Here is a 25,070-nt window from a genome sequence, read left to right as displayed (position 1 = left end):
GCAGGGGAAACTGCCGAAATCAACTCAAGTTTGCACCATCTGAAAAATAGCCCAGGCGTAGCACGCCTGGGGATGGGTTGTTCAGGGCATCCTTAGAGAAACGCAATCATTGGGAGAAGACCAGCCATGCGCTGCTGGTCGGCGCGATTCTGCACGTGCTCTATGCCGGCGAGGACAAGACGCTGTGCGGCGTCGCCAACTTCCTGTCTGACCCGGCTTGCCCGTTCGAGCTGACGCTGCACCGGATGATGACGACCCTGCACCTGGGCGATCGCTCGCACCCGGTGGTGGCGTCGGCCGCGCGCGAAGTGCTCAACAAATCGGACAACGAGCGTTCCGGCGTGTTGAGCACCGCCATGTCGTTCCTCGGCCTGTACCGTGACCCCACGGTGGCCGAAGTCACATCGCGCTGCGACTGGCGCATCGCCGACCTGATCGCGGCCGAGCATCCGGTGTCGCTGTACCTGGTGGTGCCGCCTTCGGACATTTCGCGCACGAAGCCGCTCATTCGCCTGATCCTCAACCAGATCGGCCGGCGCCTCACCGAATCGCTCGATGGCTCCGATGGCATCGAGCGCCGTCACAAGCTGCTGCTGATGCTCGATGAGTTTCCGGCGCTGGGGCGCCTGGACTTCTTCGAGACGGCGCTGGCCTTCATGGCGGGCTACGGCATCCGCAGCTTTCTCATCGCGCAGTCGCTCAACCAGATCGACAAGGCGTATGGGCAGAACCATTCCATCCTCGACAACTGCCATGTGCGCGTGACGTTCGCCACGAACGACGAGCGCACCGCCAAGCGGATCTCCGAGACGCTGGGTACGGCCACCGAGCTGCGCGCCCAGCGCAACTACGCGGGCCACCGGCTTGCGCCGTGGCTGGGCCACCTGATGGTGTCGCGCCAGGAAACCGCGCGTCCGCTGCTGACGCCGGGTGAAGTCATGCAGCTTCCGCCCGACGAGGCCGTGGTGATGGTGTCCAGCGTGGCACCGATCAAGGCGAAGAAGCTGCGCTACTACGCGGACGCCAATTTCAAGCGCCGCGTGCTGCCGCCGCCTGTGCTTGCAGGCGGTCAGTACGCCGACGCGCCGCCGCTACGCCCGGACGACTGGAGCGGGCTGGCGATCCCCGCCGTGCCCGCCGCACCGGCCACGGCATCCGCCGATGGCCTGGGTTCCACGGATGAAGGCGGCCCGCGCCGTCAGCCTGAACTCTCCGAAACCGTCGCCTACGACCCCGAGCTGGCCGCGCCCGCAGCCGACCTCGGGTTGCTCGATGACGACGACGACTTGCCGCTTCCCCTTCCGCGCCAGCTTGATCCGGCCATGCAGCGCACGGCCCGGCTGGCTTCCCTCGACCCTGACGACGGAATCGACCTATGACCCAACACCGCCTCAACGTGTTCATCCAGCCTGAGCATGGCAAGCGGCTCGACGAACTGGCCGCCAAGAAAGGCGTATCCAAGTCCAGCATCGTCGCTGCCGCCTTGGCATCGTGGCTGTCGCCCGATGCCGCCGACCAGCGCGAAGCAGCAATTGCCAAGCGCCTGGATCGCTTGTCACGGCACGCCGAGCGCATGGAGCGCGACCTGAACATCCAGATCGAGACGCTGGCACTGTTCATCCGCTACTTCCTCACGGTGAGCACGCCCGTGCCCGAAGCGCATCAGGACGCAGCGCGCGCCCAGGGCAAGGCGCGCTTCGAGCAGTTCGTCGAACAACTCGGGCGGCATTTGCTGCGCGGTCGCAGTCTGGTGCGGGACGTGGTGGAAGAACTGCATCCAGACCCGGCACGCATGGACGACGCGCAGGAGCGCGCGTCATGAGCGCCGTTCCTTCCTTCACCGCCGTTTCCCTGGATCGCCGCATCCAGATGCTGCGCACGGCAATGGGGCCGCTGATCGCCGCCGCGCTGGAAGACCCCGACGTAGTGGAAGTCATGCTGAACCCGGATCGAACCTTGTGGATCGACCGGCTTTCGTCGGGTCGCGCACCGATGGGTGTGGAGCTGTCCGAGGCGGACGGTGAACGCATCATCCGCCTCGTCGCGGCCCACGTCGGCGCCGAGGTGCATCGCGGTCAGCCGCTCCTGACGGCGGAGCTGCCCGAGACGGGCGAGCGCTTCGAGGGCATCTTGCCGCCCGCCGCACCGGGGCCGGCCTTCGCCTTGCGCAAGCGCGCCTTTGGCGTGATCCCGCTGTCGCGCTACATCGAGGACGGAATGATGACCGCCGCGCAGGCGGGTCTGCTGGTGCGCGCCGTGCGCGAGCGCCAAAACATCCTGATCGCAGGTGGGACGAGCACCGGCAAGACCACCTTGGCCAATGCGCTACTGGCGGAGATCGCCGCCACGGGCGACCGCGTGCTGGTGCTCGAAGACACTGTGGAGCTGCAATGCGCGGCCCGCGACCATGTGCCGCTGCGCACACGCCAGGGCGTCGTGTCCATGACCGAGTTGGTGCGTTCGTCCATGCGCCTGCGCCCGGATCGCGTGGTCGTCGGCGAGGTACGCGGCGCCGAAGCGCTGGATCTCATCAAGGTGTGGGGTACAGGCCATCCGGGCGGCATTGCCACGATCCATGCCGGCTCCGCGCTGGGCGCGCTGCTGCGTTTGGAGCAACTGATCCTCGAAGTGGCGGTGAACCCGCCCCGTGCGTTGATCGCGGAAGCGGTCAATGTGGTCATCCACATCGCTGGGCGCGGGCGCAAGCGCCGCATCGAGAGCATCGCCCGCGTCATCGGCTTCGATGGCGTGGGCTACCACCTGGCGGATGCGCTTGAGGCTCCATTCCCGGAGCTGCTGCCGCAGTCCGACCTTTCCTCCCCGTCCCCCGACCACTCTGGAGAACTTCCATGACGCACGTTGATGCTTTCCGTATTTCCGCAAATCCGCTTCCTCGGCCCGCACGGCTGCATGGCTTGGCTCGCCCGGCCATTCAGGGCTTGATGCTCGCTGCCTTCATGCTGCTGCTCGCAGGTACTGCGCAGGCCGCCGGTTCTTCGATGCCCTGGGAAGGACCGCTGCAATCTATCCTCGAATCCATCCAGGGGCCGGTGGCGCGCATCGTCGCAGTCATCATCATCATCGCCACGGGCTTGGCGCTGGCCTTCGGCGATACCTCGGGCGGCTTCCGCAAGCTGATCCAGATCGTGTTTGGCCTGTCCATCGCGTTCGCCGCTTCGAGCTTCTTCCTGTCGTTCTTCAGCTTCTCCGGTGGGGCCGTCGTATGAACGGCCCGCACGATGGAATGCCCGGCTTCGAGGTGCCGCTACATCGGTCTCTGACCGAGCCGATCCTGATGGGCGGCGCTCCGCGCACCGTGGCCATCACCAACGGCACGCTGGCCGCCGCCGTGGGCCTGGGCCTGCAACTGTGGATTCCCGGCGTGGTGCTGTGGATCGCCGGCCATTCGCTGGCGGTGTGGGGTGCCCGAGTCGATCCGCAGTTCATGGCCGTGTTCGCGCGGCACATCAAGCACCGGCCGCTGCTGGACGTGTGAGGGAATGCCATGCTGAACCTTGCCGAATACCGCCAGCGGCCCGCGCTGCTGGCCGACTGGCTGCCTTGGGCTGGACTGGTTGCGCCGGGCGTCGTCCTGAACAAGGACGGCAGTTTCCAGCGCACGGCGCGCTTTCGTGGCCCCGACCTCGATAGCGCAACGCAGGGCGAGCTGATCGCCACGGCTGCGCGGTTGAACAACGCGCTGCGCCGGCTCGGTTCGGGCTGGGCGCTGTTCATCGAGGCCGAGCGCCGCGCCGCCGCCGACTATCCGCACTCGGAGTTTCCCGAGCCGCTTTCGTGGCTGGTGGACGAGGAACGCCGCGCTACGTTCGAGGACTCGGGCAACCACTTCGAGAGCGGCTACCACCTGACGCTGGTGTACCTGCCGCCCGAGGAATCGCGCGCCCGCGCGGCGGGGATGCTGTACGAGAACCGGCCCACCGAAGGCGTGGACTGGCGCGAGCGCCTGACGGCCTTCGTGGCGGAAACCGATCGCGTCTTCGACCTGCTCGATGGCGTGATGCCGGAAATCGCCTGGCTCGATGACGGCCAGACGCTGACCTATCTGCACTCGACCATCTCCACGCGGCGCTACCGCGTCAGCGTGCCCGAAGTGCCATTCCACATCGACGCGCTGCTGACGGATTCCGCACTGGTTGGCGGCCTGGCGCCCATGCTGGGCGACCAGCACCTGCGCGTGGTGTCGGTGCGGGGCTTCCCGACCTCGACCTGGCCGGGGATTCTGGACGACCTCAACCGCCTCGGCTTTGGCTATCGCTGGTCAACCCGGTTCCTCTGCATGGACAAAGCCGATGCGGAAAAGGAACTTTCCCGCCTGCGCCGCCAATGGTTCGCCAAGCGCAAGAACGTCATCGCGCTGCTGCGCGAAACCATCTTCCAGCAGGAAACCCCGCTGGTTGATACCGACGCCAGCAACAAATCGGCCGATGCAGACGCAGCGTTGCAGGAGCTGGGCAGCGACCAGGTGGCCTTCGGGTATGTCACCACCACGGTGACGGTGCTCGACGCCGACCCGGCAAAGGCCGACGAGAAGCTGCGCATGGTGGAACGGGTGATTCAAGGGCGTGGGTTCGTGACGATCCCCGAGACCTTGAACGCGGTGGAGGCGTGGCTGTCGTCGATTCCCGGCCACGCCTACGCGAACGTCCGCCAGCCCATCGTCTCGACGCTGAACTTGGCGCACCTGATGCCGGTGTCCGCCGTATGGGCCGGGCCGGAGAAAAACTCCCACCTCGACGGCCCGCCGCTGATCGTGACCCGCACCGAAGGCGCAACGCCATTCCGGCTGGTCACGCACATCGGCGACGTGGGCCACACGCTGGTGGCCGGGCCGACCGGCATGGGCAAGTCCGTCCTGCTCGCTACGCTGGCGATGCAGTTTCGGCGTTATCGCGGCTCACGCATCTTCGCCTTCGACATGGGGCGCTCGATGCGCGCCACGATCCTGGGCCTGGCCGGCGAGCACTACGACCTCGGGATGGATGGCGAGATTGCTTTCCAGCCGCTGGCCCGCATCGACCGTGAGGGCTACCGCACCTGGGCGGCCGAATGGATCGAAGGGCGCTTGCGGCACGAAGGTGTCGCGGTCGGCCCCGACGAGAAGGTTGCCATCTGGTCGGCGCTCGGCAGTCTCGCTGGTGCGCCCGTGGAGCAGCGCACGATGACGGGTCTGTCGGTGCTGCTGCAATCGAACTCGCTGCGGCAGGCGCTCGCGCCCTATGTGTTGGGTGGCGCGCACGGCAAGCTGCTGGACGCCGACCATGATCGGCTGGGCATGGCCGACGTGCAGTGCTTCGAGATGGAGGAGCTGATGCACAGCAAGGCCGCCGTCATGGCCGTGCTGCATTACCTCTTTGCGCGCTTCGATGAACGCTTTGACGGTGCGCCCACGCTGCTGATCCTCGATGAAGCGTGGCTGTTCCTCGATGACCCGGTGTTTGCGGCGCGCATTCGCCAGTGGCTCAAGACGCTGCGCAAGAAGAACGTCAGCGTCATCTTCGCCACGCAGAGCCTGGCCGACATCAAGGATTCGAGCATCGCGCCCGCGATCATCGAAAGCTGCGCGAGCCGCATCTTTCTGCCGAACCCGCAGGCGACCGAGCCGCAAATCCGAGCTATCTACGAAGGCTTCGGCCTCAACAGCCGCCAGATCGAGATCGTCGCTACCGGGCAGCCCAAGCGCGACTACTACTACCAATCCCGCCTCGGAAACCGCCTGTTCGACCTCGACTTGGGGCCGGCGGCGCTCGCCTTCGCGGGTGCGTCCACACCGCAAGACCAGCGCGACATCGACGCGGTGCTCGCCGCTTCATCCGCTGTCACCCCGTTTGCAGCCGCGTGGCTGCGCCATCGCGGCCTGCATTGGGCCGCCGACCTGCTTTCCACGTTCCCGTCCACCCACCTCCAGGAGAACCCATCATGAAAAGGCGTCTACTCGCCGCCGCCGTCGCGGCCATGCTTTGCACCGCCACTGCCCATGCGCAATGGGTCGTGATCGACCCTACGAACCTGATCCAGAACACGCTGACGGCCATCCAGACGCTGGAGCAGATCTACAACCAGATCAAGCAGCTTGAGAACGAGGCGCAGATGCTGCGTAACCAGGCGCGCAACCTGGCCAGCCTGCCGTCCAGCGTGGTCGGCCAGTTACGCGCCAACCTGGCGACCACCCAGCGGCTGATCGCCCAGGCCCGAGGCCTGGCTTATGACGTGACGAATCTGGATCGGGAGTTCCAGCGCCTGTATCCAGAGCAATACGCCGCCACGGTGAGCGGCAACCAGATGTACCGCGACGCGCAGGAACGCTGGAAGAACACGCTCAATGGCTTGCAGACCACCATGCAGATGCAGGCCCAGGCATCGCAGAACCTGAGCGATGACGAAAGCGTGCTGGCCGACCTCGTGGGCAAGAGCCAATCGGCCGTGGGTGCTTTGCAGGCCATGCAAGCCACCAACCAGCTTCTGGCCTTGCAGGCCAAGCAGTCCATCCAGACACAGCGCCTGAACATCACTCAGGATCGTGCCGCTTCGCTAGAGCTGGCGCGGCAGGCCGCCGCTGTGGAGCGGGGCCGCGAGGTGAACCGGCGCTTCTTGGGTGGAGGCACGCCGTACACGCCTCAGACCGTCGATTTTTATAGCCGCTGACGGGGTCGGGCCATGAACGACGTTTCGGTCATCGACCGTTTCCTCGATGTTTTCTCGCGCTACATCGACTCGGGGTTTGGGCTGTTGCACGGCGAGGTGGCGTTCCTCACGGCCACGCTGATCGTCATCGACATGACGCTCGCCGGGCTGTTCTGGGCAATGGGCCATGCCTCCGGCCAGGGCGAGGACGTGATCTCCAAATTGCTCCGCAAGGTGCTTTATGTCGGTGCCTTCGCCTACATCATCGGCAACTTCAACATGCTCGCCAGCGCGGTGTTCCGCTCGTTCGCGGGCCTGGGCCTGACGGCCAGCGGCTCGACCCTGAGCATGGGCAACTTCTTGCAGCCGGGACGGCTCGCCAAAGTGGGCATCGACGCCGGGGCGCCCATTCTTGAGCAGATCAAGGAGATGGCGGGCTTCCCCGAGGTGTTCATCCACATCATGCCCATCGTCGTGCTGTTCTTCGCATGGATAGTGGTCATCGTCAGCTTCTTCGTGCTGGCGGTGCAGCTTTTCGTCACGCTGATCGAGTTCAAGCTGACCACGCTCGCGGGCTTCGTGCTGGTGCCGTTCGCTCTCTGGAACAAGACGGCGTTCCTCGCCGAGAAGGTCTTGGGCAACGTGGTGTCTTCGGGCATCAAGGTGCTGGTGCTGGCCGTGATCGTGGGCATCGGCTCGGGGTTGTTCTCCGAGTTCAACATTCCGGCTGGCTCGGAGCCGTCTATCGACCGGGCGCTGGTCATCATGCTGGCCTCGCTGTCCATGCTCGCCCTGGGCATCTTCGGGCCGGGCATTGCAACTGGCTTGGTGTCTGGCGGGCCGCAGCTCGGTGCGGGCGCAATGGCTGGTGCCGCCATCGGCGCAGCCGGAACCGCTGTGGCGGTCGGTGCCGCGGCTACGGGCGTCGGAAGTGCCGTGGCGGCCGGGGCGCGCATGGCACCCGCCGCCGCTCGCTCGATGGCATCGACCGCCAGCAGCGCCAGGTCGGCGTACCAGGCGGGCTCCGCTTCGGCCGGTGGCGGCCTGAAGGGTGCCGCTGCTGGCGTGGGCAATGTCGCCAAGACTGGCGCGCAGGCGGCCGGGCAGAAGGTGGCCGATGGGGCGCGCTCGATGAAGGAGCGCATGGCGGCGGCCTTTCGGCCCGATGACGCGCCAGCCTCCGGCGCCGCACCCGCCGGCCCTGACGCTGCCGGATCGGCTCCGTCTGCCGAACAACCCGCCTGGGCCAAGCGCCTGCATCGAAGGCAACAGCTCACCCATGCCGCTACGACCGCCGCCCACACGCTGCGCGGCGGCGACGGTGGCAGCTCCAGCCAGGGGCCAAGCCTGCGTGATTCCGATTCATGAGGAGAACTTCCATGCGATTCAAACGACCGCAGGTGCGCTACGCCGACACGCCGCAGCCTGCCACTCCGTACCAATCCGCAGCTCAGGTCTGGGACGAGCGCATCGGCTCGGCCCGCGTGCAGGCCAGGAATTGGCGCTTCATGGCCTTTGGCTGCCTAACCTTGGCCGTGCTGATGGCCGGCGGCCTGGTCTGGCGTTCCGCGCAGTCCATCGTGACGCCCTACGTCATCGAGGTAGACAACGCGGGCCAGGTGCGTGCCGTCGGCGAAGCCGCCACGCCGTACCGGCCCAGCGATGCGCAGATTGCCTACCACCTGGGCCGCTTCATCGGCCTGGTGCGCTCGCTGTCCATCGATCCCATCGTGGTACGGCAGAACTGGCTGGATGCCTACGACTACACGACCGACAAGGGGGCGGTCGTGCTCAACGAGTACGCGCGGGTGGCCGATCCGTTCACGCGCATCGGCAAGGAGTCGGTGACGGTGCAGATCAGCAGCGTGACGCGCGCCAGCGACACGTCTTTCAACGTGCGCTGGACGGAGACGCGCTTTGTCAACGGTGCGCTGGATCGCACCGAGCGCTGGAACGCGGTGGTTTCCATCGTGCAGCAGACGCCGCGCACCGAGCAGCGGGTGCGCAAGAACCCCTTGGGCATCTACGTCAACGGGCTGTCGTGGAGCCGCGAACTGGAAGGAAACGAAGGAGCAAAACCATGAATGATTTTTTCCGTAAGTCCGCCTTGCCGGCGATGCTGCTGGCATTCACTGTCCTGTTTGCAGGCTGCGCTTCGCAGGGCAAGCCGCCGCCGCGCATCTCGCTCGATGAGCCGGTGCAAGCCCAGCCGCTGCCCGAGGCGCCGAAGCCGGTGGAAGTGGTGGCCGTGCCGCAGGTACTGCCGATGCCGGCGCAGATGAAGCCTGTGCCGGATGCCAAGCCCGTCGCAGAACCCGCCGATGAAACCGTGCGCGTGTCCCGCGCCAATGCCGAAGCGCGCATTGCGCCGACGCGCGAGGGCTACGTCAACGCGATCCAGGTGTGGCCCTTCACGGATGGCGCGCTGTACCAAGTCTATGCGGCCATGGGCCGCGTGACCGTGATCGCGCTCCAGCCGGGCGAGGAACTGGTGACGGTGGCGGCAGGTGATACCGTGCGCTGGATCGTCGGCGATACATCGAGCGGCGGCGGCGATGCGCTGCGCGTCAACGTGATGGTCAAACCGATCCGCTCGGGCTTGAAGACCAATCTCGTCATCACCACCAGCCGGCGCACCTACCTGCTGGAGCTGACTTCGACCGAAAAGACGTGGATGGCATCGGTGTCCTGGGAATATCCGAAGGACAAGATGCTGGCCCTGCAGCGCCAGGCGCAGGCTGCGAGCGCCGCCGCGCTGATCGACAGCGGCCTGTCGCTGGAGAAGATCCGTTTCCGCTACGCGGTCAGCGGCAGCAATCCGCCGTGGAAGCCGCTGCGCGCCTTCGACGACGGCGAGAAGGTCTACATCCAGTTCCCGCCCGGCATCGCGCAAGGCGAGCTGCCGCCGCTGTTCGTGATCGGCGCGCAGGGCGATGGGCAATTGGTGAACTACCGTTTCCGCTCGCCGTACTACATCGTGGATCGCTTGTTCGGCGCGGCCGAGCTGCGCCTGGGCGGTGACAAGGGCGACGTGGTGCGGATCGAGCGCACGGATGGTGTCTCGGGTGGCACGCGGAGGAACTGACCATGAGCCAGGATGATTCCCCTGACCTTGCACCGCAGGCGGGCAAGGTCGCGCCCGAGGCGGTGGCGCTGCGCGCCCAGCCGCGTCCGGTCACGCGCCTGAACCGACGCACGCTGGCCATGCTCGCCGGCGGCCTGTCGATCGCCGTGCTGGGCGCGACTATCTGGTCGCTTCAGCCGCACAGGCGCGGCGCCAATGAGCAGACCGAGTTGTACAACGTCGATCGCGTGTCGAAGTCCGAAGGGCTGGACGGCCTGCCTTCGGACTACTCCAAGCTGCCGAAGGTGCCGGAGCTGGGGCCGCCGCTGCCGGGCGACCTTGGCCCGGCCATCGTGAAGTCGCAGCAGCCCGTGACGCCCGCCTATGCGCCGCCGGGCCACGACCCGGAGGATGCACGTCGCAAGGAGGCCGATGCGGCGGCGGCTTCGTCGGTGTTCTTCCGTTCCGGCAATCAAGGCAAAGCCGCTGCGTCAGCCACGGCGCAAGTCGCTGCGGCAGGCCCGACATCGGGCTTGGCGGGATTCGATCCGCTGGCGGCTGGCCCGGCCTCGACAGCGGCCCAGCCTTCCGATCCGACCGTTGTGCAGAACCGGCAAGACCAGAAAGAGGCTTTCCTGAAGGGCGGTTCTACGGAAACCCGCAACTCCGGCGATCTGCAGATGCCGTCCTCGCCGTATCAGGTCATGGCAGGCACCGTGGTTTCTGGCGCGCTGGTCACGGGTATCAAGTCCAATCTGCCGGGCGATGTGATCGCCACGGTAACGGAGCCGGTTTACGACACGGCCACGGGCAAGTTCCTGCTGATTCCGCAGGGCTCGCGCATCCTGGGAAAATACAACAGCCAGGTGAGCTACGGGCAAAGCCGCGTGCAGGTGGTGTGGAACCGCGTCATCCTGCCGGACACGTCCTCGCTAAAGCTCGACAACCTCGCGGGCACCGACTCAGCCGGTTATTCTGGCCTGGAGGATGGCGTCGATTGGCATTGGGGACGCATCTTCGCGGGTGCGGCGCTGACCACGCTGCTGGGCGTGGGCGCCGAGCTGGCCGCGCCGGAGAACCGCCAGGACGGCAACCGCATCGTCATCGCCGGGCGCGACAGCGCACAGGACAGCATCAATCAGGTCGGCCAGGAGATCACCCGGCGCAACATGAACATCCAGCCGACGTTGACTGAGCGGCCGGGCCTGCCGGTGCGCATCATCGTCAACCGGGATCTGGTGCTGCGGCCGTATCAGCCCCTGTTCTTCAACCGGGGAGCTTCGCAATGAGCACGATCAAGAAGCTGCGGCTCGGGCCGCTGTCCAAGACCGAGAGCGTCAAGTTGACCTTCGCGTGCCCGGCGAGCCTGAAAGCCGACCTCGACCGCTACGCCGCGCTGCACGCGCAGGCGTATGGGGAGGCGGTCGATGCCATGACGCTGATCCCGCACATGCTGGAAGCGTTTATGGCGGGGGATAGGGGGTTCAGGCGTAGGCAGGCCAAGAGCGAAAAAGCCGCCCCCGTGTGAACAGGGGCGGCTTCCGAATTGGTGCCCGAGGCCGGAATCGAACCGGCACGCCTTGCGGCGGGGGATTTTCTTCCCACTTCGGCTTTCGCCGCCGCCGTCTCCGAAGAAACGGCGTTCGTGGGCTGGAGCACGCCTTCACCGTAGCCTTTCGGCCTTAGGTGCCCGCCGTCTGCTCTCTACACCTTCCGAGGAGCCTTTCGGCTCCAGGGCTTGGCTCGGTATTAGCTCGGACTTGCGTCCAGGGCCTTCGCCGAGTTTGACGGGCTTCACCTCGGGGGTTTCCCCCTGAGGGCTCAAATTTGGTCTGAGTCCCCTGCGTCTACCAATTTCACCACTCGGGCATGACGCACGATGCTACTTCAACTACCTACTCCTCACTGGGAGCCAGCTTGCATCGTCCTGGCTCCTAGCTGACTCCTGGCTCGAAATGCTGGCATCTCGATCAAGAGGCGATTCATCACTCAATCCCTTGTCCCATGTGGCTTGGCAGACGGCGGACTCAAGCAAGACCTACGTAGAAGTCCCTATTTTTGAGTCCCCTGCGTCTACCAATTTCACCACCCGGGCAGGCGCTAAAAGCGAAGTCGTAAATTATGGCACAGTAAGGGCGTATGAAGACCTATCCCACCATTGAAGACGCCATCGGGCGCACACCGCTGGTCGCCTTGCAGCGCATAGCGGCACAGGACAATGCGGCGCGCGGCAATGTCATTCTGGGCAAGCTGGAGGGCAACAATCCCGCGGGCTCGGTCAAGGACAGGCCGGCCCTGGCCATGATCCGGCGCGCCGAGGAGCGCGGTGAGATCAAGCCCGGCGATACGCTGATCGAGGCCACGTCGGGAAACACCGGCATTGCGCTGGCCATGGCCGCTGCCATCCGGGGCTACCGCATGGTGCTGATCATGCCCGAGGATCTGTCGGTGGAGCGGGCGCAGACCATGAAGGCCTTTGGCGCCGAGCTCATCCTCACGCCCAAGAGCGGCGGCATGGAATACGCACGCGACCTGGCCGACCAGATGGTGGTGCAGGGCAAGGGGGTGGTGCTGGATCAGTTTGCCAACGCCGACAACCCACGCATCCACTACGAAACCACCGGCCCCGAGCTGTGGGAGCAGACCGAGGGGCGCATCACGCATTTCGTGAGCGCCATGGGCACCACCGGCACCATCACCGGCGTGGCGCGCTTCCTGCGCGAGAAGAATCCCGGCGTGCGCATCATTGGTGCCCAGCCGCAGGAGGGCTCGCGCATTCCCGGCATACGCAAGTGGCCGGAGGAATACCTGCCCAAGATCTACCAGCCCAACCTGGTGGATGAACTGGTGCTGGTGAGCCAGGACGATGCCGAGGACATGGCGCGGCGCCTGGCGCGCGAGGAGGGCATCTTTGGCGGTATCTCCGCCGCCGGCGCCTGCTGGGTGGCGCAGCAGATCGCGGCGCAGGAGCAGAACGCCACCATTGTCTTCGTGGTTTGCGACCGGGGCGATCGTTACCTGTCCACCGGCGTCTTTCCCGCCTGAGCGAGCGCCGCACCATGCAATACCAGACCCGCTTTTGCAGCCATTGCGCGACCGCGCTGGCGCCCATTGTCACCATGGAGGACAGCGGCGAGAAGGAGCGCCTGCGCTGCCCGGCCTGTGGCTGGACGCACTGGAACAATCCCACGCCCGTGCTGGCGGCCATCGTCGAAGTGGATGGCAGGATATTGCTGGCGCGCAATGCGCTGTGGCCGGCCAAGATGTTTGCCTTGATCACCGGCTTCATGGAGGCCGGTGAGTCGCCCGAGGAAGGCATTGCGCGCGAGGTGAAGGAGGAAACCAACCTGGACACGCGCGCTGTGCGCCTGGTGGGCGCATACGAGTTTCTGCGCATGAACCAGGTCATCATCGCCTACCATGTGCAGGCCCAGGGGCAGGTGCGGCTGTCGCCGGAGCTGGTGGACTACCGCTTCTACGAGCTGGACGAACTCAAGTGCTGGCCCGCCGGCACCGGCTACGCGCTGGCCGACTGGCTGCGCTCACGCGGGCATGAGCCGGTGTTCTTCACGGCCGAGGAAAATGCAGAGCGCCGCCGCGGACTGGACGAGGCGCCAAAGGACTGACAGGAATGGACATCCACAAAGAAATCGACACCCGGGGCCTGAATTGCCCCCTGCCCATACTCAAGGCCAAGAAGGCCCTGGCCGACATGGAGAGCGGCCAGCTGCTGCGCGTGGTGGCCACCGACAGCGGTTCGGTGCGCGACTTTCAGGCCTTTGCCCGGCAGACGGGCAACGAGCTGGTGGAGCAGCAGACCGTGGGCACAGAGTTCATCCACGTGCTGCGCCGGCGCTGAGGGCAGAAGTCGGGGCTGCTTCGGCTCACGACATCGTGGGCGCGATTGCAGCCACTTTCACGCACAGGTGGAGCCGGCGGTCAGTTGGGCGGCCTCGGCCCTACATCAGCAGCGTCTGCACCACGATCACCACGCCGATCACCAGGTTCACGCCGACCCAGCTGCGTATGCGGGCCAGGGCCAGGCCGCCGGCGCTCCAGTCGGACGCGGTGACGGCCTGCTCCAGCCTATCGAGCAGGGCGAAGTAGATATAGGCGAAGATGGCCATCATCACCAGGCCCAGCGTGGCCATGATGGTCCACTTGAGGGGCATGGAGAATGCACCGCCCGAACCCATGCTCACGGCCCCAATCATGCCCAGGCCACTGGTCAGCACCACGACGATGGCGATGGCCACGGCGCCCAGGAAGCGTTGCAGCACGCCGTGCATCAGTGTTACGCGCTGGGCCGGCTCCAGCGCCTGCGCGGCGGGGCGCAGGAAAAAATGGGCGAAGACCATGCCGCCTATCCAGACGATGATGGACAGCACATGGGCGAGCTTGAGGGCGTTGTAGATCATGGGTGAGGCCGGGCGGGAAAGCCGCCCATTGTGCAGCGCCGTGGGGGTGGGCCGCGCCATGCTCTGCGCACGGCACCGCATCAATCGTCGAGCGACGCGCTCCAGCGTTCGCCCCAGCCGTGGCGCAGATCGTCCATGTCGCGCCGATCGCGTTTGGTCGGGCGGCCTTCGCGCAGGGCGGTGGCGGGTTCGGGCGCCAGGCGCCGGGCCTCGGCGGCCTGGGCGCGCGCGGCGATGCTCTCGGGTGTTTCTTCGTACAGCTGCTGGGCTACGGGTGCGGGGCCGCGGAAGCTGCTCAGGGCGCGCACGATCACGGTGCGTGCCACGGGGCCCTGGCGCAGGGCCACGTTGTCGCCCACGCGCAGCTCGCGCGCTGCCTTGGCCGCCTGGCCGTTGACGGTGACGCGGCCCTTGCCTATCTCTTCGACGGCCAGGCTGCGGGTCTTGTAGAAGCGCGCGCACCACAGCCATTTGTCCAGGCGCATGGAATCGGGTGGAGTCGTCATGGCCGTGATTTTTTCACAGGCGCGGCCTCTCGGGGCTGGGCCAGCGGCAGGCGCACCACCGCATCCAGCCCCAGGATGGCGCCGCCCTGGCGGCGGTTGCCCAGGGCGATGTTGCCGCCCAGGGCCTGCACGATCTCCTGGCAGATGGCCAGGCCCAGGCCCGAGCTATGGCGCATGTCGCCGGCCGAAAAGGGCTCGAACAGGCGCGCGGCCAGTTCATCGTCTACGCCGGGGCCCGCGTCGGCAATGGTCAGCAGCGCCTGGGCGCCCTGCGTGTGCAGCGCGACTGTCAGCTCGGTCGTGGGCGGCGCATGGCGGATGGCGTTGTGCAGCAGGTTGCGGCACAGCTCGCGCAGCATCCAGGCGTGGGCCTGGATGGGTGCGGTGTCGGTGCTGATACCGAAGTCCAGGTTGGCCTGCGCGATCAGCGGCGACAGATCCAGAGCCACCTCGCGCAGCACCTCGTCCAGGCGCGTCACGGGCGGCTCTCCCTGCTGGCGCAGCTGCTCCACCTTGGCCAGGGCCAGCATCTGGTTGGCCAGCTGCGTGGCGCGCTCCACGGTGTCGCCGATTTCCTGCAGCGCCTGTGTCGGCGGCAGGTCGCCGCGCAGGGCCGACTGCACCTGGGTCTTGAGCACCGCCAGCGGCGTGCGCAGCTGGTGCGAGGCGTCACGCACAAAGCGCTTCTGATGCGCCAGCAGGCGCGACAGGCGCTGCATCACCGCGTTCGTGGCGTCTATCAGCGGCTGCAGCTCGCGTGGGGCCGCGGGGGCGGCAATGGGCGACAGGTCGTCCGCGCCGCGGCCCTGCAGTTCGCTGCTCAGGCGGCGCACCGGCAGCGTGGCGCGCTGCACCACCAGCACCACGATGGCAGCGATCATGGCCAGCAGCAGGGCCTGGCGCACCAGCGTGTTCCACAGGATTTGCAGCGCCGCGGCATGGCGCAGCTCCAGCGTCTCGGCCACCTGGATCACGGCCATGGTGCGCCCCTGGGGGCCGGCCACGGGCTGCAAGAGCGCCGCCACGCGCACCGGTCGGTCGCGGAAGCGGGCGTTGTAGAAGTCCACCAGCGCCGCGTAGGGAGGGCGCTGGGCAATGCTGCCCTGCCAGAAGGGCAGCTCGGCGAAGCCCGAGACCAGCCCGCCCTGCAAGGTGGACACGCGGTAGAACATGCGGCTTTGGTTGTCGGCCTCGAAGGCCTCCAGGGCCGAGTAGGGCACGGTGGCGCGCAGCTCGGCCGCGTCGTCGTAGCCGCGCACGTCCAGCTGCTCGCTGATGCTCTTGGCCGAGGCCAGCAGCGTGCGGTCGTAGGCCGTGTTCAGCGCCGCCAGCGCCTGGTGATAAAGGCTGTGGGTGTTCACGCCGATAAGCAGCAGCGTGGGCAGCAGGATGCCCAGCAGCAGCTGGCGGCGCAGCGATCTTTGCCGGGTCACGTTTCGGTTTTCAGCAGATAGCCCAGGCCGCGCAGCGTCATCAGCGTGGCCCCGGTGCCGGTGAGCTTCTTGCGCAGGCGATAGACCACGACCTCGATGGCCTCGTACTGCACCTCGCTCTGGCCGGGAAAGACCAGCTCGTACAGCCGTTCCTTCGGCAAGGCCCGCCCCGGTTGGGCCAGCAGGGCACGCAGCAGTGCCTGCTCGCGCGGCGTGAGGTCCATGGGCGCATCCTGCAGGTAAATCACGCCACTATCCTTGTCATAGCGCAGCGCGCCCACCACCGGGCCTTCGGCGGGCGTTGGGGTCTGGGAGCCGTCGGCGCTGCGGCGCAGCAGGGCGCGCAGGCGCGCCTCCAGCTCGTCCAGGTCGAAGGGCTTGGGCAGGTAGTCGTCAGCGCCGGCGTTCAGGCCCAGCACGCGGTCGCCCACGGTGCCGCGCGCGGTCAGCAGCAGCACCGGCGTGCGCAGGCCGGCGGCGCGGGCCTGGGCAAGCACCTGCAGGCCATCCAGGCCGGGCAGGGTCAAGTCCAGCACCACGGCGTCGGGCGGGTGGGCGCGCCATTCGGCCAGCGCCGCGCGGCCGTCGGCGAGGGCGGTCACGGCCATGCCACGGCGCGACAGCGAGCGCTGCAGCGTGGCTTGCATGGTGGCGTCGTCTTCGACCAAAAGCAGTTGCATGGCCCGATTAGAACCGTTTGGCGTGGCCTGCAGGGCAGCGGGTGTACGCGTAATCCCTAGTGCCGAGGACAGCCGTTTGACAGCTTGCCCACGCATCATCGGCTGCGTTCATTGTTGCAACCGATAAACAAGGAGACAGGCATGCGTCGTGACACCTTTCTGAAATCCCTCGCGGCGCTGGCGGCGGTGGGCAGCCTGCCGCTGCCCGCGCGCGCGGCCGTGGCCATGAAGATGATGTTGCCGGCCAATCCCGGCGGCGGCTGGGACACCACCGGCCGCGCCCTGGGCAAGGCGCTGCAGGACGCGGGCGTGGCCTCCAGCGTCACCTATGAGAACAAGGGCGGGGCGGCCGGCGCCATCGGCCTGGCGCAGTTCATCAACGGCAGCAAGGGCGATCCGCATGCCTTGATGGTCATGGGCGCGGTGATGGTCGGCGGCATCATCACCGGCAAGCCGCCGGTGAACCTGGGTCAGGCCACGCCGATCGCGCGCCTGACGAGCGAATACAACGTCTTCGTGCTGCCCGCCAACTCGCCGTTCAAGACCATGGCCGAGGTGGTGGCCCAGCTCAAGAAGGACCCGGGCAGCGTGAAATGGGGTGGCGGATCGCGCGGCGCCACCGAGCATATTGCCGCGGCCATGATCGCGCGCGAGGTGGGCGTGGACCCGGCCAAGATCAACTACGTGGCTTTTCGCGGGGGTGGCGAGGCCACGGCCGCCATCCTGGGCGGCAACGTCACCATAGGCGGCAGCGGCTACAGCGAGTTTGCTGAGTACATCAACGCAGGCAAGATGCGCGCCATTGGCGTCACATCCCCGAAGCGCCTGAAGGATCTGCCCAATGTTCCCACGCTGAAAGAGCAGGGCATCAACGTGGAAATTGGCAACTGGCGCGGCGTGTATGGCGCGCCGGGCATCAACGCCGAGCAGCGCAAGGCCCTGATTGCCATGGTGGACAAGGCCGTCAAGTCCAAGGCCTGGGCCGAGGCGCTGGAGAAGAACGGCTGGACGCCCGCTTGGCTGGCCGGCGAAGAATTCGGCAACTTTGTCGACAGCGAGTTCGCCAGCCTGCGCGCCACCATGGTCAAGTCCGGCATGGTTTGAGCATGGCCTGAACCTGGGTGCGCAACGCCGGCCGGCAGAACCTTGTCGTCCGGTTGTTACTATCTTATTGATAGCTCTTGGCGCCCTGCGGGAGGGCGCTAGAGGCTGTTTTTTCATTATTTTTGCGGAGGCCGCCGCCATGGTTGAGCCAGTTTCTTCTGACCTTCTCGCCCCGCCCACCGAGGCGGGCAGCATCCCGTCCCCGCGCTGGCAGGCCGCCGTCGGCGCGGCCGTGGTGCTGGTGGCCGCGGGCATGGCCCTGGGCGCGTTGCAGATCCCGGGCGATGCCGGCTATGGCGGCGTGGGGCCCAACTTTCTTCCCTGGCTGTGCGCCGCGGTGCTGGCCCTGTGCGGCGTGCTGCTGGTGCGCGAGGCGCTCACCGGCGGCTACCGCCAGGCCGCCGATGGGGGTGGCGAGCCGCGCGCGGCGCTGGCGCCCTTTGCCTGGGTTACCGCCGGGCTGCTCTTGAATGCCGCGCTCATCGAAACCCTGGGGTTCATCCTGGGCTGCACGCTGTGCTATGCGCTGGCCGTGCAGGGCCTGCGCCGCGCCAATGGGCAGCAGGGCCTGCTTGCGCCACGCGCGCTGGCGGTAGATGTGTTCACCGGCCTGGCGATCGCCGCGCCGGTGTTCTGGCTGTTCACGCAATTCCTGGCCATCAACCTGCCGGGGCTTACCAATACAGGGTGGCTGTAATGGAGATTTTTGACGCATTGATGGCGGGCTTCGCCACGGCGATCACGCCGGCCAACCTGCTGTGGGCCCTGGTGGGCTGCGCCCTGGGTACGGCCGTGGGCGTGCTGCCGGGCATAGGCCCGGCTGTGGCCGTGGCCATGCTGCTGCCCATCACCGCCAAGGTGGAGATGACGGCATCGATGATTTTCTTCGCCGGCATCTACTACGGCGCGATGTATGGCGGCTCCACCACCTCCATATTGCTGAACACTCCGGGCGAGACGGCCAGCATGGTCACGGCCATGGAGGGCAACAAGATGGCCAAGAGCGGCCGCGCCGGCGCGGCGCTGGCGACGGCGGCCATAGGCTCGTTTTTTGCCGGCACCGTGGCCACGGTGGTGGTGACGCTGTTCGCGCCCTCGGTGGCGGAATTCGCCGTCAAACTCGGCCCGCCGGAATACTTCATGCTGATGGTGCTGGCCTTCACCACGGTCAGCGCCGTGCTCGGCCAGAGCAGCCTGCGCGGCATGACGGCGCTGTTCATCGGCCTGGCGCTGGGCTGCGTGGGCATGGACCAGATCTCGGGCGCGGCGCGCTACACCGGCGGCAAGATGGAGCTGCTCGACGGCATCGACATCGTGCTCGTCGCAGTGGGCCTGTTTGCCGTGGCCGAGGTGCTGTACGCCGCGCTCTTCGAGGGCAAGGTGGAGGAGTCGCAGAACAAGCTGACGCGCGTGCACATGACCGCGCGCGACTGGAAGCGTTCCTGGCCCGCCTGGCTGCGCGGCACCGTGATTGGCACACCGTTTGGCTGCATACCGGCTGGCGGCACCGAGATCCCGACCTTTCTGAGCTACGCCACCGAGAAGAAGCTCGCCAGGGGTGCTGACAAGGCGGAGTTCGGCACCCAGGGCGCCATCGAGGGCGTGGCCGGCCCCGAGGCGGCGAACAACGCCACGGTCACGGCGGCGCTGATCCCGCTCCTGACGCTGGGCATACCGACGAGCAACACCACGGCCGTGCTGCTGGGTGCCTTCCAGAACTACGGGCTGAACCCGGGGCCGCAGCTGTTTTCCTCGTCGGCGGCGCTGGTGTGGGCGCTGATTGCGTCGCTGTACATCGGCAACCTCATGCTGCTGGTGCTGAACCTGCCCATGGTGGGCCTGTGGGTGAAGCTCTTGAAGATCCCGCGCCCGCAGCTGTATGCCGGCATCCTGATCTTCGCCACCGTGGGCGCCTACGGCATGCGCCAGAGCACCTTCGACCTGTTTCTGCTCTACGCCATCGGCCTGCTGGGCGTGCTCATGCGGCGCTTTGACTTCCCTACCGCGCCGGTGGTGGTGGGCATGATCCTGGGGCCGCTGGCCGAGGCGCAGATGCGCAACGCCGTCTCCATCGGCGAGGGCAGCTGGTGGATCTTCCTGCAGCGCCCCATGTCGCTGACCCTGGTCATCATCGTGCTGGCCGTGCTCATCCTGCCGCGCCTGCTGCGCCGCTGGGCCGAGCGCAACCTGGCGCGTGCGCGCCAAAACGTGGACGATGTGAGCTGAGCGCGCGCATCGGGCCGTGGCCCGACGGCCCGCTCCTCGGGTTTTCTCGCGCCGGATGGCTGGTTGTTTCCCGGTATCGTGCGTTTTCTCGTGCATGCATCACCACAACCACAGGAGACAACATGTGAGGAAATGAGGGAACGACGATGCGCTGGGTCATGACGGCCCTGTCCGCCGCCACGCTGGCGGCCTGCGGTGGCTCGGGGCCATCCAATGAGCTGCCCAAGGGCATCAAGGAGATCAGCGCCACGGCCTACCCGGCCACCACGGTGGGCAAGGGCGACACGGCGGCCACGCAGGATCTGCTCACGGGCGGCATGGGCAGGACGGGCCTGGGCGCCGCCGCCGCGCCGGCCTATGCCGACCCGGCGAATCCCACGGCGGCCGAGCTGCGGCGCAATGCTCTGTATTCCAACTACCGCGGCATTCTCGACCCGTCGGCCGGGGGCGGTTATGGCCTGCTGTACGGCCCCAATGTCACGGTCGACGGCCAGGTGACCAGCAATGAGGGCCTGATCCCCGGCCGCGAATATGTCGCCGTGCTCGACGATGGCACGGGGCGCAAGCAGACCGTGATCGCGGTGCAGGTGCCCGACAGCTTCAGCGCCAGCAACCCCTGCATCGTGCTGGGCGCCTCGTCGGGCTCGCGAGGGGTGTATGGCGCCATTGGCACGGCGGGCGAATGGGGCCTGAAGAAAGGCTGTGCCGTGGCGCTGACCGACGCCGGCAAGGGAGTGGGCCTGCACAACCTGAGTGACGACACCGTCAACAGGATCGACGGCACGCGCGCCACGCGCACCGTGGCCGGGGCGCTGAGCTTCTTTGCCGCGAACCTGAGCGACGCCGCGCGCGCTGCCTACAACGCCGTTCTGCCCAATCGCATTGCCATCAAGCACGCGCATTCACAGCAGAACCCTGAGAAGGACTGGGGCCTGGACACGCTGGCCGCGGGCCGCTATGCGCTGTACGTGTTGAACGCGCGCTACGGCACGCCCGACAACCGCGTGCCGTTCACTGCGGGCAACACGCTGGTGATAGCAGGCTCGGCCTCCAATGGTGGCGCGGCCTCGCTGCGCGCGGCCGAGCAGGACGGCGATGGCCTGATCGACGGCGTGGTGGCCTCCGAGCCGGTGACCGAGATGCCCACCACGGCGGGCTACGGCATCCAGTTCGGCGGCGCGGCCGTGGCGGGCTACGGCAAGACCCTGGCCGACTACACCACCTACGGCAACATCTACCAGCCCTGCGCGGCGCTGGCGGCCGATGCGGCGATGGCCGAGACCTCGATCTACAACTACATCGCCCTGACCGCCATGACGGCCCGCGCCACGGCGCGCTGCGATGGCCTGGCGGCCAAGGGCCTGGTGACTGGCGCGACGACGGCCGAGCGTGCCGCCGACGCCCTGGCCAGGCTGCGCGCCTACGGCTGGAGCAGCGACAACGACAGCATGCACAACGCCCATTACGCGTTGGGCAACGGCCCCATCCTCTCGGCCATGTACACCATGGCCTATGGCCGCTTTGGTGTCGATGCCAATCTGTGCGGCGCCAGCTTCGCCGCGGCCAATGCCACGGGCGACGTGGTGGCGGCCGCCCCCGCGGCGCTGGCCAGCAGCTTTGCCACGGCCAACGGCACGGCCAATGGCACGCCGGCCACGGTGATCTACAACGACTCCAAGGGCGGGGCCAAGTCCTGGCCCTGGGCGGTGTCACCCTCCACGGGTGTGGCCGACTTTGGCCTGGACAACGCCCTGTGCCAGCACGCGCTGGTCAGTGGCAAGGACCTGGCCACGGGCGCCGCGCTCACGGCGAGCAGCCAGCCAAGCAAGGCGCAAAGCGACGCCGTGCGTGCCGGCATTGCCGAGGTGCTGCACAGCGCCAACCTGCGCGGCAAGCCGACCATCATCGTTGCCGGCCGCAGCGATGCGCTGGTGCCGGTGAACCACAACGCGCGCGCCTACACGGCGCTGAACCGCACGATCGAAGGCGCGGCCAGCAAGCTGCGCTACATCGAGGTCGTCAATGGCCAGCATTTCGATGCCTTCCTGCCCTTTAGCGGCTTTGACACGCGCTTCGTGCCGCTGCACCCTTACTTCAACCAGGCCATGGATGTGATGTGGGCGCATCTGAAGAGCGGTAGTGCGCTGCCCGCCAGCCAGGTGGTGCGCACCACGCCACGCGGTGGTACGGCGGGGGCGGCGGCGGCGCCGGCCATCACCGCAGCCAACGTACCGCCATTTGCCATGGCGCCGGGTGCGGCGGATCAGATAGGCTTCAGCGGCATGTCCATCACCGTGCCGCGCTGATCGGGAGTCAGGGCGGGCGTCACTGAACGCCCGCCGGCAACGCAGAAGGCCTCCGTACGGAGGCCTTCGTGCTGGCGCGGCAGGGGCGCGTCAATCCGGCATGGAGCAATGCCCGCCGCTGGCAGCCTGGCCCGAGCCGGCGGCGATCAGCGGTGGCTCCAGGCGCAGATCCACGGGCTTGGAGCCGGCCCAGTCCCAGGCCAGGAAGGCGACAAGAATGGCCCAGAAGACCAGGCGCAAGGTGGTGTGCTGTGTCATGGCGTGATGCGGGTACTTCAAAAGCCGAAATGGCGGCGGATGCGCAGGCCGAAGATGGTGCCGGCAAAGGCCAGCGGCACCCAGATCCAGCCGTGGATGCTGCCCGTGGAGATGCCCGAGAGCATGGCGCCCACGTTGCAGCCAAAGGCCAGGCGCGAGCTGTAGCCCAGCGCCAGGCCGGCCACCAGAGCCACGGCCCATTGCGTGCCGTTCAAGGGCTTGGCCGTGGTGGCCTTGCCCGCCGACACCCACAGCGCGCCGCCCAGGATGCCGATGTTGGTGATGCTGGTCACGTCCATCAGCACTGTCTCCTGCAGGCGTGCGGCGTTGCCGCCCTGGCTCCAGAACCAGTTGCCCGCCAGATCCGCCGCATCCGTGGCCTGGGCCAGTTTTGCCGCCCACAGGCCAAAGCCGTAGACCACGCCCCAGGGCTGGCCGGCAATCAGCAGGTTTGCCGTGGCCAGCAGCGCCAGCAGCACCGCGCCCAGCATCCACTTGCGCACCAGCAGCGGCTTGGGCGCCTGGCCCGCGGCCTGGCTGGCGCGGCCCACGTACCAGCGCACGGCCACGGCCGCCAGGGCCAGAGCGGCCAGGGTGATGAGCAGCGCCTGCACCCAGCCGAACTGGTTGACCAGGCCCACGGGCTGCACGCGCCCCAGATCCAGCCAGAAACCCAGGTGCAGCGAGCCCAGAAAGCTGCCCAGCGCAAACAGCGGCAGGATGGCAGCGTTCATGGGAATGCCCAACCCGGCCTTGTACAGCGTGCCGCTGCCGCAGCCGTCGGCAATCTGCATGCACAGGCCGAAGACAAACGCGCCCACCAGCAGGCTGACGCTGGGCGGGCCGAGTGCGGCCGTGAGCTCGGGGTAATGGCCCAGCAGCGGCATGGCCAGGGCCGCGGCCAGCGCCAACAGCAGCAGCTGGCCCATGACGCCGCTGGCGTCACGCTGCTCGATCAGCATGCGCCAGCCGGTGGTGAAGCCAAAGCGCTGGCCCGCCAGCACCGCGCCCAGCCCCAGCCCCACGGCAAACAGGGCCGCCTGGCGCGTCGACACGCTCCACAGCAGCCAGCCAGTGAAAACGGCCAGCACGGCCGCGAGGGGGAGTCGTTTCATGGGAAGCAAGAGTTCTATAAAAAAGTGAGCTGCCAGCGCTTTTCCATCAAGCGCTGGCAGCCGTTTTTACTATAAATCGGTGATTGGCCTGCGGCCTTATTCCGTTTCCAAATCATTCGTGTCTAGGCGCGAAGCCGCAGGCAGTGCTGTAGCACGACAAGGCGAAGTAACAACGACACGGGTGATTTAGAAACGGAATTACTTGGACTTGCGTTCCCACCACTGTTTGGCGTCATAGGCCAGGGCCTCGAAGCGGCTGGGCTGGTTGGCCATCAGCGGCGTGTCCTTGGACTGGGTCCAGTCCACCATGGAGCCGGCGTAGAGCTTGACGCCGGGCAGGCCGGCGACCTCGGACAGGCCAAACCAGTCGGTCGCGGCCCAGTGACCGGTGTTGCAGAAGGCCACCATGTCCTGGCCCTGTTCGCGCTTGACCTGGGCGGCAATCTTCTGCGCCGCGCTCTTGTCCACGAAGGTCGCAGTGCCGGGCAGGAACCACTGGTTGAAGTCGAGCTGCTGGGCGCCGGGCAGGGTGCCGGCCAGCTTGGCGGCGGGCGCGCGTGTCTTGCCCAAAAAGAATGCGTCAGGGCGCGAATCGACCAGCGCGGCGTTGCTCAGCTTGATGTGCTGGCCCACATCCTCGCGTGTGGCCAGCAGGCTGGTGTCGATCTGCGGCTGGTACTGGCTGCGCGCCACCTGGGGCACGGCCTGGTCTTGCGCCAGCTTGGCATCGGCCCAGGCCTTCATGCCGCCGTTGAGGATGGACAGCTCCTTGAGGCCCAGCAGCTTCAGCGTCCAGTACACGCGCGCGGCGGCGCCAAAGTCGGTGGCGTCGGCGCCGGTGGAGACGATGACGGCATGCGTGCTGGCCGTCAGGCCCAGGGACTGCGCCAGCTCGGTGAGCTTGGGTGCGTCCAGCAGCTCGCCGGGGTTGCTGGCAGGGCCGCGCCATTTGCCATAGGGGGCGTTGATGGCGCCGGGGATGTGCTGGGCGCTGTAGCTGGCCGGGTCGCGGATGTCGATCACGCGCGGGGCGCTCGCCTGCGCCTGCTGGGCGCTGAGCTCGGCGGGGGTGAGCAGGGGTTGCGCGGCCCAGGCGGTGTGAAAGGCCGTGGCGAGGGCGGCGAGGGCAAGCAGTTTCTTCATGGCCAGTCCTGGGGCAGGGTTCAACATTGGGCGTGATTGTGTGGGTTGTCCTTCTGCTTGCAAACTACAGAATTGACTTGTTCTTATGCCAATTATTCATAAGCGCTCCCTGCGCCGCATGTGCCATGGGTGGCTGCCCGGGTGCAGTAGACTGCGCCGGTCATTGCCCAGCCGC

The 25,070-nt window shown here is 67.1% G+C and carries 25 protein-coding genes and 1 pseudogene; 19 read left to right on the top strand and 7 right to left on the bottom strand.

The window, feature by feature from the left end; translation table 11 throughout:
* Window positions 1-89 precede the first annotated feature (89 nt).
* The 15 genes and pseudogenes from traG to P4826_RS06625 form a co-directional block, all read left to right on the top strand.
* Window positions 90-1,379 (top strand): annotated as a pseudogene (traG, locus tag P4826_RS06695) (IncP-type conjugal transfer protein TraG); the annotation flags it as partial.
* Window positions 1,376-1,822, top strand: coding sequence for a CopG family transcriptional regulator (locus P4826_RS06690; RefSeq protein ID WP_013517139.1), 447 nt, complete (start codon window positions 1,376-1,378; stop codon window positions 1,820-1,822). The pseudogene traG and the gene P4826_RS06690, both read left to right, overlap by 4 nt.
* Window positions 1,819-2,853, top strand: coding sequence for a P-type conjugative transfer ATPase TrbB (gene trbB, locus P4826_RS06685; protein WP_013517138.1), 1,035 nt, complete (start codon window positions 1,819-1,821; stop codon window positions 2,851-2,853). The genes P4826_RS06690 and trbB overlap by 4 nt, the downstream gene beginning before the upstream one ends.
* Window positions 2,850-3,227, top strand: coding sequence for a TrbC/VirB2 family type IV secretion system protein (locus P4826_RS06680; RefSeq protein WP_013517137.1), 378 nt, complete (start codon window positions 2,850-2,852; stop codon window positions 3,225-3,227). Before trbB ends, P4826_RS06680 begins: the two co-directional genes overlap by 4 nt.
* Entirely contained in the window at window positions 3,224-3,496 is a 273-nt protein-coding gene (locus P4826_RS06675; protein WP_013517136.1) for a VirB3 family type IV secretion system protein, read from the top strand. The genes P4826_RS06680 and P4826_RS06675 overlap by 4 nt, the downstream gene beginning before the upstream one ends.
* A gap of 9 nt (window positions 3,497-3,505) precedes the next feature.
* On the top strand, window positions 3,506-5,941 hold the full coding sequence (gene trbE, locus P4826_RS06670; protein ID WP_013517135.1) for a conjugal transfer protein TrbE: 2,436 nt from the start codon (window positions 3,506-3,508) through the stop codon (window positions 5,939-5,941).
* On the top strand, window positions 5,938-6,663 hold the full coding sequence (gene trbJ / locus P4826_RS06665; protein ID WP_013517134.1) for a P-type conjugative transfer protein TrbJ: 726 nt from the start codon (window positions 5,938-5,940) through the stop codon (window positions 6,661-6,663). The genes trbE and trbJ overlap by 4 nt, the downstream gene beginning before the upstream one ends.
* Window positions 6,664-6,675: 12 nt before the next feature.
* Window positions 6,676-8,010, top strand: coding sequence for a P-type conjugative transfer protein TrbL (gene trbL, locus P4826_RS06660; RefSeq protein ID WP_317703108.1), 1,335 nt, complete (start codon window positions 6,676-6,678; stop codon window positions 8,008-8,010).
* Window positions 8,011-8,021: 11 nt separating this feature from the next.
* The gene (trbF, locus tag P4826_RS06655; RefSeq protein WP_317703107.1) at window positions 8,022-8,726 is read left to right on the top strand and encodes a conjugal transfer protein TrbF; all 705 of its coding nucleotides are present in this window, start codon (window positions 8,022-8,024) and stop codon (window positions 8,724-8,726) included.
* Window positions 8,723-9,727, top strand: coding sequence for a P-type conjugative transfer protein TrbG (gene trbG, locus P4826_RS06650; protein WP_317703106.1), 1,005 nt, complete (start codon window positions 8,723-8,725; stop codon window positions 9,725-9,727). The genes trbF and trbG overlap by 4 nt, the downstream gene beginning before the upstream one ends.
* 2 nt (window positions 9,728-9,729) lie before the next feature.
* Entirely contained in the window at window positions 9,730-10,995 is a 1,266-nt protein-coding gene (locus tag P4826_RS06645) for a TraB/TrbI/VirB10 family type IV secretion system protein (protein WP_317703105.1), read from the top strand.
* Window positions 10,992-11,234 carry a DUF2274 domain-containing protein gene (locus P4826_RS06640; protein WP_317703104.1) on the top strand — a complete coding sequence of 81 codons (243 nt, stop codon included), beginning with the start codon at window positions 10,992-10,994 and terminating at the stop codon, window positions 11,232-11,234. The genes P4826_RS06645 and P4826_RS06640 overlap by 4 nt, the downstream gene beginning before the upstream one ends.
* A gap of 611 nt (window positions 11,235-11,845) precedes the next feature.
* A complete protein-coding gene (cysM, locus tag P4826_RS06635) occupies window positions 11,846-12,751 on the top strand; it encodes a cysteine synthase CysM (RefSeq protein WP_317703103.1) in 906 nt (301 codons plus the stop codon).
* A 14-nt stretch (window positions 12,752-12,765) separates the two neighbouring features.
* Window positions 12,766-13,332, top strand: a complete 567-nt coding sequence (locus tag P4826_RS06630) for an NUDIX domain-containing protein (RefSeq protein WP_317703102.1) — start codon at window positions 12,766-12,768, stop codon at window positions 13,330-13,332.
* A 5-nt stretch (window positions 13,333-13,337) separates the two neighbouring features.
* Window positions 13,338-13,565: a sulfurtransferase TusA family protein gene (locus P4826_RS06625; RefSeq protein WP_317703101.1), complete on the top strand. Its 228-nt coding sequence runs from the start codon at window positions 13,338-13,340 to the stop codon at window positions 13,563-13,565.
* A gap of 100 nt (window positions 13,566-13,665) precedes the next feature.
* Here the strand turns inward: P4826_RS06625 and P4826_RS06620 are convergent, their stop codons facing one another.
* The 4 genes from P4826_RS06620 to P4826_RS06605 form a co-directional block, all read right to left on the bottom strand.
* Window positions 13,666-14,124, bottom strand: a complete 459-nt coding sequence (locus P4826_RS06620; protein WP_317703100.1) for a CopD family protein — start codon at window positions 14,122-14,124, stop codon at window positions 13,666-13,668.
* Window positions 14,125-14,204: 80 nt separating this feature from the next.
* Complete coding sequence (locus P4826_RS06615; protein WP_317703099.1) at window positions 14,205-14,630, bottom strand: RNA-binding S4 domain-containing protein; 426 nt, start codon at window positions 14,628-14,630, stop codon at window positions 14,205-14,207.
* The gene (locus P4826_RS06610) at window positions 14,627-16,063 is read right to left on the bottom strand and encodes a sensor histidine kinase (protein WP_317703098.1); all 1,437 of its coding nucleotides are present in this window, start codon (window positions 16,061-16,063) and stop codon (window positions 14,627-14,629) included. The genes P4826_RS06615 and P4826_RS06610 overlap by 4 nt, the downstream gene beginning before the upstream one ends.
* Window positions 16,060-16,743: a response regulator gene (locus tag P4826_RS06605; RefSeq protein WP_317703097.1), complete on the bottom strand. Its 684-nt coding sequence runs from the start codon at window positions 16,741-16,743 to the stop codon at window positions 16,060-16,062. Before P4826_RS06605 ends, P4826_RS06610 begins: the two co-directional genes overlap by 4 nt.
* Before the next feature lie 141 nt (window positions 16,744-16,884).
* Between P4826_RS06605 and P4826_RS06600 the strand changes: the two genes are divergently transcribed.
* The 4 genes from P4826_RS06600 (at window position 16,885) to P4826_RS06585 (ending at window position 22,379) form a co-directional block, all read left to right on the top strand.
* The gene (locus P4826_RS06600) at window positions 16,885-17,847 is read left to right on the top strand and encodes a Bug family tripartite tricarboxylate transporter substrate binding protein (protein WP_317703096.1); all 963 of its coding nucleotides are present in this window, start codon (window positions 16,885-16,887) and stop codon (window positions 17,845-17,847) included.
* 139 nt (window positions 17,848-17,986) lie between these two features.
* Entirely contained in the window at window positions 17,987-18,544 is a 558-nt protein-coding gene (locus tag P4826_RS06595; protein WP_317703095.1) for a tripartite tricarboxylate transporter TctB family protein, read from the top strand.
* Window positions 18,544-20,073 carry a tripartite tricarboxylate transporter permease gene (locus P4826_RS06590; protein ID WP_317703094.1) on the top strand — a complete coding sequence of 510 codons (1,530 nt, stop codon included), beginning with the start codon at window positions 18,544-18,546 and terminating at the stop codon, window positions 20,071-20,073. The genes P4826_RS06595 and P4826_RS06590 overlap by 1 nt, the downstream gene beginning before the upstream one ends.
* 146 nt (window positions 20,074-20,219) lie before the next feature.
* The gene (locus P4826_RS06585; RefSeq protein WP_317703093.1) at window positions 20,220-22,379 is read left to right on the top strand and encodes a 3-hydroxybutyrate oligomer hydrolase family protein; all 2,160 of its coding nucleotides are present in this window, start codon (window positions 20,220-20,222) and stop codon (window positions 22,377-22,379) included.
* Between the two features lie 90 nt (window positions 22,380-22,469).
* On the opposite strand, the gene P4826_RS06580 is transcribed toward P4826_RS06585, so the two are convergent.
* From P4826_RS06580 to P4826_RS06570, 3 genes are all read right to left on the bottom strand, one after another.
* Window positions 22,470-22,637, bottom strand: coding sequence for a hypothetical protein (locus tag P4826_RS06580; protein WP_317703092.1), 168 nt, complete (start codon window positions 22,635-22,637; stop codon window positions 22,470-22,472).
* A 17-nt stretch (window positions 22,638-22,654) separates the two neighbouring features.
* The gene (locus tag P4826_RS06575; RefSeq protein WP_317703091.1) at window positions 22,655-23,752 is read right to left on the bottom strand and encodes a YeeE/YedE thiosulfate transporter family protein; all 1,098 of its coding nucleotides are present in this window, start codon (window positions 23,750-23,752) and stop codon (window positions 22,655-22,657) included.
* A gap of 198 nt (window positions 23,753-23,950) precedes the next feature.
* Complete coding sequence (locus P4826_RS06570; RefSeq protein ID WP_317703090.1) at window positions 23,951-24,895, bottom strand: sulfurtransferase; 945 nt, start codon at window positions 24,893-24,895, stop codon at window positions 23,951-23,953.
* Window positions 24,896-25,070 lie beyond the last annotated feature (175 nt).

It is taken from the genome of Diaphorobacter limosus (genome assembly GCF_033100095.1).
GTDB classification, from domain to species: domain Bacteria; phylum Pseudomonadota; class Gammaproteobacteria; order Burkholderiales; family Burkholderiaceae_C; genus Alicycliphilus; species Alicycliphilus limosus.
Note: the sequence above shows the minus strand (reverse complement) of the source record. Positions and strands in the feature narration are given on the sequence as shown.